Here is an 8,510-nt window from a genome sequence, read left to right as displayed (position 1 = left end):
CACGGCGAGGAAGGCACGCGAGTTCGCGGCCTTCCTCGCCGTGGCCGCTTCCGGTTCGATGACGGGACCGCACCACGTCTCCAGCATCGCTGTCGTCGGATCGCCCACCCTCCGACTCAAACCAGACGAAAGATCGGACGATGTCCGGCGCGCGGGGCTGCGGCGCCGGTCATGGCTCCGGCACCGGCGGAGACCGCCGCGACGATGCGCGCCTTGGTGTGATCGATCTCGACTACCAGCGGCTTCGGCGCAGATGCTCGCGGATGCTCCATCGTCACCTTGAAGTCGCCGCCCAGGCCGTTGAACCCGGTGATGCGGCGATAGTAGTTCGCCGCTTGGCGATGGGGCGGCTGGGTGTCGCTGCCGGTCTGCGGGATCGGCTTGCTCGTCGAGACGATGATGCCGCGCCGCTGGCCGTGGATCTCGTAGAGCTCCTTCACCTGGTCCACCGGCGTCGTCTCCTCCCGGCCTTTCTCGGGCCCGAGCGACAGGTACGAGCAGTGATGGGGCAGTTTGAACACGTCCCACTCCAGCCGCTCCGGGCGGCCGTGATAGTTCGTGATGTCGACGATGGCGCTCAGCACCTCGTAGTCGGCGTCGGCCCCGAGCATCAGCCGCGTCTTTTTGCCAAGCACCTCGAACGTGGCCTGCACGAAGATGCCGTCCGTGTTGCGGTCCATCAGCTCGCCGTTGTCGAGGCGACTGGCGAAGGGCGAGTGGGCAAAGAACTCCACGCCGTGAGCGCCCAGGTTGTAGGTCGGCACGAGGGTTCCGGCATCGACGAACAGATGCTTGCGGGAGTCGAAGTCGAGGCCCTGAGATTCGAGCCACTTGCGCAGCACCTCGGGGCGCGAAAACACCCGGATGCCCTTGCCTTCGCGCAGGCGGTGACGTGCCTCCTGTCGCCAGATGCGGGACTCATCGACGAGGCCGTCTTCGAGGATCACGCAGGCCGGAACCCACAGCTCCTTAATCTTGAAGCGGTCGTCGCCCTGGTAGCAGGTCGCGTGCTCCAGCCAGAAAATCTCGCTGGACCGGCAGATATGATCCTTGTCCAGGTGGGTGATGCAGAAAACGTCGACATCCTTGCGCCGGGCGGCGTTCAGGTCATCGCGGATTGCCTTCTCCAGGTCGATCCGCAGATCGTTCGGATCGTTTGCGTCCTTCTGGTGGGCGTAGTCGAAGATGATCTTTTCGCCGCCGGCCAGATCGAGCAGGCAGCAGTCCGCGTTGTTCAGCGGGAAGAAGGTAAGCTTGGGCATAAAGGCTCCAACGGGTGAGAAACCCGCGCCTGCCGTGCCGAAGAATATCAGGCGGCTCCGTTGTTTCTTAACGGTCCCCCCGATAAAGGTCGGTCACCGGCCCTTGCGAGTCGGGAAAAAGGGGAGAGGGCGGCTTACCGTTCCGGCAAAGTTCGGGCCGCTCTCTTCCCGCCATACGCAACTCAACATACGCTCACAAAACGGCCGAGCTGATCCATGTGGGGATCGACCGTTGCTGTGACAAGCCAGCAAAGCTGACTGACCACATCATCGATGTTGGCGATCAATCACCCCGCGAACGGGGGCTCGAGGCCTCGCCTACGCCCATGGCATAGGCCGAGTCGCCCCGTAACCAAAAGGGCTTTTAGCCCAGATCACCATCATCCTGTGATTCGTTCTAGTCGTCTACATCTTGTGTGTCGAGTATTTTCGGACGCAAGAGAAGGTGCCGCCTGCCCGTAATGAGTTAGGGCGATAGTCTGGGTGCAGGCGCGAGCGACAAGCGGACCTTCCCAATGCCGCCTTGAGTCAAACTTTTCCGTTACCCCCAAGGTGACGAGAGCGATCAAAGCTTCTGCTGGTTACCGCACGGTCCGAGTTGACCGGAATGACTTTGGCCCGAATTCAATTCCACCTGTGAGCTGGATGATTTCAGACGAGCCTGAGTGGACTGGTTCGAACCATAAGGTGCCGCTGACGTAAGTGGCGGCAGATCTGCATGATAAGTTGGTCGCGCTATGGGCACAGGAAGGCCTAGCATGCTGGTCGCTCCACGCCCGGCTGCAAAGGGAGACCGCGACCAGGTCTCCAAGCGATTGAGGAACGCCGCATGGCCAAGCCATCCGCCCACATCAAGGCGCTCGCCGATCTGATGGCCGCTCTGCTCGCACTAAAGCCGGCGGGTGCGAAAGGGTTCGAGGGCCTTCTGGCGAAGGTGCTGTCAGCGGCGTCCGGGCGCCCGTTCCGCTTGGCCAAGTCCGGGCTGCAGAACGGGAAGGACGGCGCAACGTTAGCTCGCGACGGTCAGATCGCATTTGAAGCCAAGCTCTACACCGGCAAACTCCCTGACAATGAGGTACTCACGAAGATCACCCGGTTGATCGATGCATCGACGCCGCCGGACGTCTGGTTTTTGGGGGCAACCGTAGAGGTCAGCACTCAACTCCTCGACCCCATGGAGGGGGCGGCCAGGAAGAACGGCATTGCCGTTGAGGTCCTCGACTGGCCGGAGACATCCTCGGCACCGCCGCTCGCGGTCGCCTGCGCGGCAGCCGCCAAGGAGGCGGGCGTCTTTCTGACTAGCCATCTCGCCGAAGCCGGGATGGCGAAGAAGGCGCGTGCGGCGTTGAAGGTCCTGGCCAAGTCCGACGCGTTCGAGGCGCCGATCGCCGCCTTCAAGGCCAACTTGCATGCGGCGTCGATGGGCATGGCCAACGCTGTCGTGGCCAACCAGACCTGGTTGGACGACAGGTTCTCGGACCGGGCGCGGGCCCGCGCGGCCTTCGGCCAGGCGGTTTCGCCCAAGGCGGACGCGGCCATGGCGCACCGGCCGCGTAACAGTCTGACGGCCTCGCTGAAGAGCGAACTCCTGGCGTCGCCGAGCAGACGCGTGCTTGCCGTCGTCGGCGGCGAAGGCCAGGGCAAAACCTGGCTGGTGGCCGACAGCTGGCTGCAGATGACGCCGCGGCCTCTGGCGGTCTTCGTGTCAGCCGGCGATATGCGCACAGCGGCCGCCTACGGCGAGTTCAGCTATTTCCTGATCAGCAAGATCCTGGAGCAGACCGGCGACGACGACACGGATCTGACCCGCAATCGCTGGAAGACGCGATTGAAGCGTTGGAAAGACGCGCCGAGCGAAGATGGGCCTCGATTCCTCGTCTGTGTCGACGGTCTAAACCAACAGCCCCGCTTTGAATGGCCGCGCTGGCTCGACGATGCGGCCGCGCAAATCGCCGACATGGGCGGCGCGCTCGTGATCACCGTGCGCCGAACCTTCTTCGACGAACGGCTGAGGCGCAGCCTGAACACCGACATCAAGATGATCGACGTCCCTGAGTGGGCCAAGGCGGAGCTGGACGAGATCCTGAAGGAAAAGGGGATTGATCCGGCCAAAGTTGCGCCCGACGTCCACGCCCGGCTCCGCAATCCCCGGATCCTCGCGATCGCGTTCGAACTTCTAGACAACGCCCAGATCCAGAACTTCACCGAGCTCAGCGTCGAGCGGCTGCTTTTCGAACATATCCGCACAGGGGCCCGCGACGGCGAGACGCCGGAGACGGCCGAGCAGTTCGCCCGACGGCTGTCGTTACACGCGAAGGAAATCCTCGAACGCGTGAAGAGCCAGCGCACCGAAGATCGGCTGATCTTCGATCAGATGGCCGGGCCGGCGGCGCCCTACATCCTCACCCCCGATCTCATGGCGGTGACGACCGAACACTTCTTCAAGCCGGTCGAGGGCGAGGCGGGCCTGTACAGCCTTTCGGACACCGGCCTGACGCTGGCGCTCGGTCTGGCGCTCCTCAGCGCGCTGCGCGGCGCCGACAGAAACGGGCGGGATGTGGCGGAGGAGCTGGAGCGGGTGCTGGAGCCTGTCGCGGCGCTGGACAAGACCGCAGACGCCGTTCTGGCCGCCGCAATGGCGGCGAGCGTGGATGAAACTTGTCCGAACGCGATCCGGTCGGCGCTCATGGTCGGCTTCCTGACCCTCCAGAATATCGGCGGCGAGCTCTACGACCCCTTCCGGACCGTCGTGCGGAACGCACCGGAGGCGGCGCTCTTGGCACTTCAGGACGCCGTCACGACGTCGCGCCATATCGCAAACGCCGACTGGTTGTCCGGGGCCCTCCGCGATGTTCGCACCGTGGAACGGTGCTGGGACGTCATCGCGCGATATGCGATCGACTGGCTGCGGTCCTACAGCCTCGCGCCCGAAGTCGGCCTGATGTTCTCGGCCAAACATGAGGGGGCCGAGGTCTACGCCAAGAAGTTGGTCGCGCAGACGAAGAAGCTGAAGAAGCGGCTCAAGGGCCTGTCCCCCGCGGAAAAGACGTTCCTTGAGCAGAAGATGCGCCGGATCGACGGCGACCCGTCCGAGCTGCAGCGCGAGGCGTTGGAACTCATCGCAGGACGCGCGCTGGCACCGTTCGCCGAAGCCCTTGTGGCCTGCGCCTACTCCATGGTGCTGAACTCGAGCTACAACGATCCCCACGACCAGTTCCTGGCCCTGGTGCGATTCAATCGGATCGACTGGCTTGACGCCGAGGGAGAGATGATCGCGGCGTCTGACGTCCTCGTTGACCCTGCGGCGTCCTCCACCGCGCGCTGGGCGCGCGTGCAGCTGCTTCGGGCGCTCAGCCGGGAAGCGGATGCTGAGCAGGCCAAGGCCTTGGTCGAAGAACTGACGGCTGACCGAACGCACTTCCCCGGATGGCGACTTGTCGAGAAATACTGCGCCTCCGATCCCTGCGATCCCGATGCGACGCAGCCGGACAACATCGCCGAAACCGCGGTCGGCTATGCGGACTTGGATGTCGCGGAGCTGACCAAGAGCCGATCGATGGGCAGCGAGGACCACTTCTTCAGGGACGCTCGCCCGGGTCTCGCGCGCTTCATGCCCGGGGTCGCCGTCGCCAAGCTGCGGGAGTACGCCAATGCAGTGCTCGACGGGTCGACCAAGATGCAGCGGCTCGGGATCACCGGGCTGGAGGCGGACAGCGCGGCGCTGGATGCGGAGACCGCGGCCCGGTTCCTGAAGATGGCGGCCGACCTGAGCTCGCCGCGGGACCCCGAGGACGCCCAGTCCCGCGAGAACTGGGTAAGCGCCCAGTATTCGCTGCAGATTGGCCTGCCCCATTTTGACGGCGACGCCCAGATCGACGCCCTGACCGCCCTGCCCCCGCACGGACCGCCTCTGATCAAGTTGGCCGAGGTGGTTCGGCCCGCCTCCCCTGAAAAGCTTGAGGCGGCCCTGGAGAACGCGCTGACATCGAACGACAGCAATCGGCAGCTAGCCGCGCTCGTCATCGCCCGGAGTTCAGGGTCGACGTTGACCGCGCGGGCTCGGGAGATCGTCGGCGATCTCGCGGTCGGCGACCATGACTCGGTCCGCGCTATCGCCATGGACGTCATCGCCCACCTCAACGACGAGGCCTTGATCCGCCGTGTCGTCGACAGCGGGTGGCCCAAGGTCGATATCGACGCCCGGGATAACAAGTTCGAGGCCTGGTACGGCTCGCTCGTGATGATCGCAGCCGCGAAGCTTGGACTGATCACCCACGAAGCCCTCCTCGACAAGACGACATCCGAGCTGTGGGGGCATGCGGCGGACGAGGTCGGACCGGAGCTTGGCCAGCTGGTGACCGGGCGGCTGCGTCTCGCCATCGCCGCAACGCTGGAGCTTGAGCTAGACTTCACCCCGCCGGTCGTCCTGCAGAAGGTCCCCCCAGCGTTGAAGCCCGGCTTGTTCGAACTGGTCGAACCGGAACCGGCGTCCGGTTTCGAGGGCTTCGTCGCGCGGCTGAATGAGACCGACGAGGCGTTCGACGCGCGGCAGAAGTCCGGCTGGGCGAATTTCAAAACGTTTCAGGCGACGCTGACGCCGGCCCAGGCGAGGATCATGGTCGAAGACGTTGGCTCCGCCGGGGTCGAGGCGTTGATCACCGCCTCGCCGTCAGACGCCCGTGTCCTGGCGACGACGCTGCTTGGTCTGGAGCCGCGCAAGCGGAACCGAGTGGCCAACTTCGCCATGCGCCTCGCCCGAGGCCTCTCGAAGGATGAACCCGCCCTGGCGGCCGGCCTTTTCGGAGCCATGGCTGGAGAGACCGGCATTGTCCGCCTGACATTCGGTCCCGCCGCCCTGTCGCTCGAGTCGCTCTCGGTCTGGGGGTCTGCGCCGGGCGTCGAGATGGACGCCCTGCGCACGGCCCGGCTCGACGACGCAGTTTCCGACGAGGGATTGGCCCGGGAGATCCTGGCGGCCCTGGTCTCCGATCAGGCGGCGTTCCTGGATCGGTATGCCCGGGTCAAGCTACAAAGCCCTGTGCCCGCCGATCAGGCCCGGGCGCTCATGGTGCTCGGTTTTGGGCTTGAAAGCCCGTTGGCGACGCAGGAGCTGTCGCGCCCGACCATCAACGAAGGCCTGATCTCTAAGGCGAGAGAAGCGGCCCTCTACGCCTACGAGCGGAATCGGTGGGCCAAGATCTGGTTCGAGAAGATGGCCGCCGCCGACGCCCCCGCCGACTACTGGCGCTACAGCGTCCTGTTCAACAAGATCGTCGACGGGCGGTTTGAACTCTGGGAGTCCGACATCGCCCGCACCGGATCCGCGATCGGGACCTTCGGCTCAACGCTTATGGACGACGTCCGGCGTCGCTCAGGCCGCTGGGTTTCGCATCGGGAAAAGACGCTGTGCGGTGACAAGACCCCGAGCGTGATCTTCAGCTTGTCGGAGACCTGATCCGCGCACGCCGACCTACCTTCGCATCTGAGATGGGAGGCTGGCAGTCCGTACGAAGTGTCTTACTTCGTACCTGCGCTGATCAACCTTTCAACGCGGTCGACGTCGCCAAACTCGTCGTCGCAGAAGGACACGATCGCACTGTCCATGATGCGCAAAGCGGACCTTTGTAACGTCCGTGTCGAGTTAGGAGCCGACAACCCCACTGAGCCCGCGGCTCGCGCCACAACTCCCCTTCCCTTTGTCCTCACCTCTAGGCGCGAGGGACTTCCCGCCGCGCCGGCGATATCCCCTCCCCTTGCGGCGCCATTTCCCGGTCTGTGGTAGAGTCCGGGGCATATGAACAAACCATACGAACTAACCGCCCAGGAGTGGGAGGAGGTGGCAGCTGTGCGGGCTGTGCAGGAGGGTTTTGGGCTTGAGGATGAGGAGGATCCGGCTGCGTGGCTGGCGGAGTACGCCTACGGTGTCCGCTTTGACTATCAGACTGACGGTCCGGGGTATGTGGGGCCGCTGTACCTGCTTCTGGGGGCGGGGGCGCCGGAGACGAGCCCTATGGCCATTGTCAGAACTGACGGACGGCTGAAGGCGGTGGAGACGTGGTAGCGGCAGGCGTGGCCTAAAAGTCAGGCTGGTCCGAAAGCCCCGTCATAATCCGGTCGAGCAATGCGTGGGGGTCGATCTCCAGGGCCCGGCAGAGCATGACGAACTCAAGGACGTCGATCCGCCGCTCGATGAGCTCGATCTTGTTCAAGAACGAGACATGCTTGCCCAGCCGGCGAGCGACTTCGCGCTGTGACAACCCCTTCTCGGTTCGAGCGGCCCGGAGCGTTTCAACAACAGCTCGGTAATCCGGCGAACTGACCCACGATCTTTGCATTCGCCTGACGCCGCTTCCCAACTCAAGCGGTCTTTGGTAAGCGTTCCCTAGAGTGTCCCCGTTATGGGGACATTGATTGCCGAGCAGTTACGCGGCGAGGGGGAAACAATGCGAGCATTGTCAGTGTCAGGGGCCGCTCTGCTGCTCCTTGGTGGGTGCGCTTCTGCAGGGATGCCGGGGATGGATATGCCAGGTTTCCCAAGCCGGCAGGCCCGAGCGCCAACCGAAAGCTTCGCCTATCTGCCGGCGTCAAATCGGGACCTCAGCGTCACCGTCGCTAGTGTGGTCGGTTTCGCTGATCCGGACTTCATCCCCGGCGACCCCAACTGGCTTCAGATCCGGCTGACCATCGCCAACACCGGCAACCGTACGATCACGTTCACGGAAGCCAAGGAGCAATTGGCTGACGGCACGGTGATCGGGTCGGCCCGGTCGGCAGGGGAACTCTTGAAGCCGCCGAGCATGGTTGCGACCACTGCAGGCATCGTGGGCGTCGGAACGGCCGGCATGGTCATCGGGTCCCTGCTGTTTCCGCCCGCGGCGCTCGTGAGCGGAGCCGCCATCGTCTTCGGTCCGATGTTCATGGCCGATCGGATGGGAAGGACGGTCGAACGGCTGAACCGGGAGGGCATCCAGGCCGGACCGATCGCGCCAGGGACCAGCACCTCGGGCCTTCTGTTCGTGCCCGCCGTCACCGGCCAGACTGCCCTGCTCGTCTTCTACGAAGTCGGCGGCTCGCAAGAGTCGCTCGTCGTCCAGCGCACCCGGAATGGAGAGCCGTAGATGAAGCGGATGTCTCTGGCAGTCACGGCGGTTGCCGCACTCACGCTCGCTTCCTGTTCAGATCGAGACAGCGCGTCCTCTTCACCGCCGATAGCCGAAGCGATGCCTCCGCACGGGGGCGGCAGCTCAA

At 64.5% G+C, this 8,510-nt stretch carries 5 protein-coding genes; 3 read left to right on the top strand and 2 right to left on the bottom strand.

Features of this window, described 5'->3' with window-relative positions; all coding sequences use genetic code 11:
• Positions 1 to 116: 116 nt before the first annotated feature.
• Entirely contained in the window at positions 117 to 1,262 is a 1,146-nt protein-coding gene (locus RDU12_RS08405) for a hypothetical protein (protein WP_308684434.1), read from the bottom strand.
• Positions 1,263 to 2,091: 829 nt separating this feature from the next.
• Between RDU12_RS08405 and RDU12_RS08400 the strand changes: the two genes are divergently transcribed.
• Together RDU12_RS08400 and RDU12_RS08395 are read left to right on the top strand one after the other, a co-directional pair.
• Positions 2,092 to 6,717, top strand: a complete 4,626-nt coding sequence (locus tag RDU12_RS08400; RefSeq protein ID WP_308684433.1) for a hypothetical protein — start codon at positions 2,092 to 2,094, stop codon at positions 6,715 to 6,717.
• Between the two features lie 339 nt (positions 6,718 to 7,056).
• Positions 7,057 to 7,323 (top strand): hypothetical protein, encoded by a 267-nt coding sequence (locus RDU12_RS08395; protein ID WP_308684432.1) that lies wholly within the window; start codon positions 7,057 to 7,059, stop codon positions 7,321 to 7,323.
• Between the two features lie 13 nt (positions 7,324 to 7,336).
• On the opposite strand, the gene RDU12_RS08390 is transcribed toward RDU12_RS08395, so the two are convergent.
• Positions 7,337 to 7,597: a helix-turn-helix transcriptional regulator gene (locus RDU12_RS08390; RefSeq protein ID WP_308684431.1), complete on the bottom strand. Its 261-nt coding sequence runs from the start codon at positions 7,595 to 7,597 to the stop codon at positions 7,337 to 7,339.
• A gap of 180 nt (positions 7,598 to 7,777) precedes the next feature.
• Here RDU12_RS08390 and RDU12_RS08385 point away from each other — a divergent pair, with 180 nt between their 5' ends.
• Positions 7,778 to 8,380 carry a hypothetical protein gene (locus RDU12_RS08385; protein ID WP_308684430.1) on the top strand — a complete coding sequence of 201 codons (603 nt, stop codon included), beginning with the start codon at positions 7,778 to 7,780 and terminating at the stop codon, positions 8,378 to 8,380.
• Positions 8,381 to 8,510: the final 130 nt, after the last annotated feature.

The organism is Brevundimonas sp., from assembly GCF_031082345.1.
Classification (GTDB): domain Bacteria; phylum Pseudomonadota; class Alphaproteobacteria; order Caulobacterales; family Caulobacteraceae; genus Brevundimonas.
Note: the sequence above shows the minus strand (reverse complement) of the source record. Positions and strands in the feature narration are given on the sequence as shown.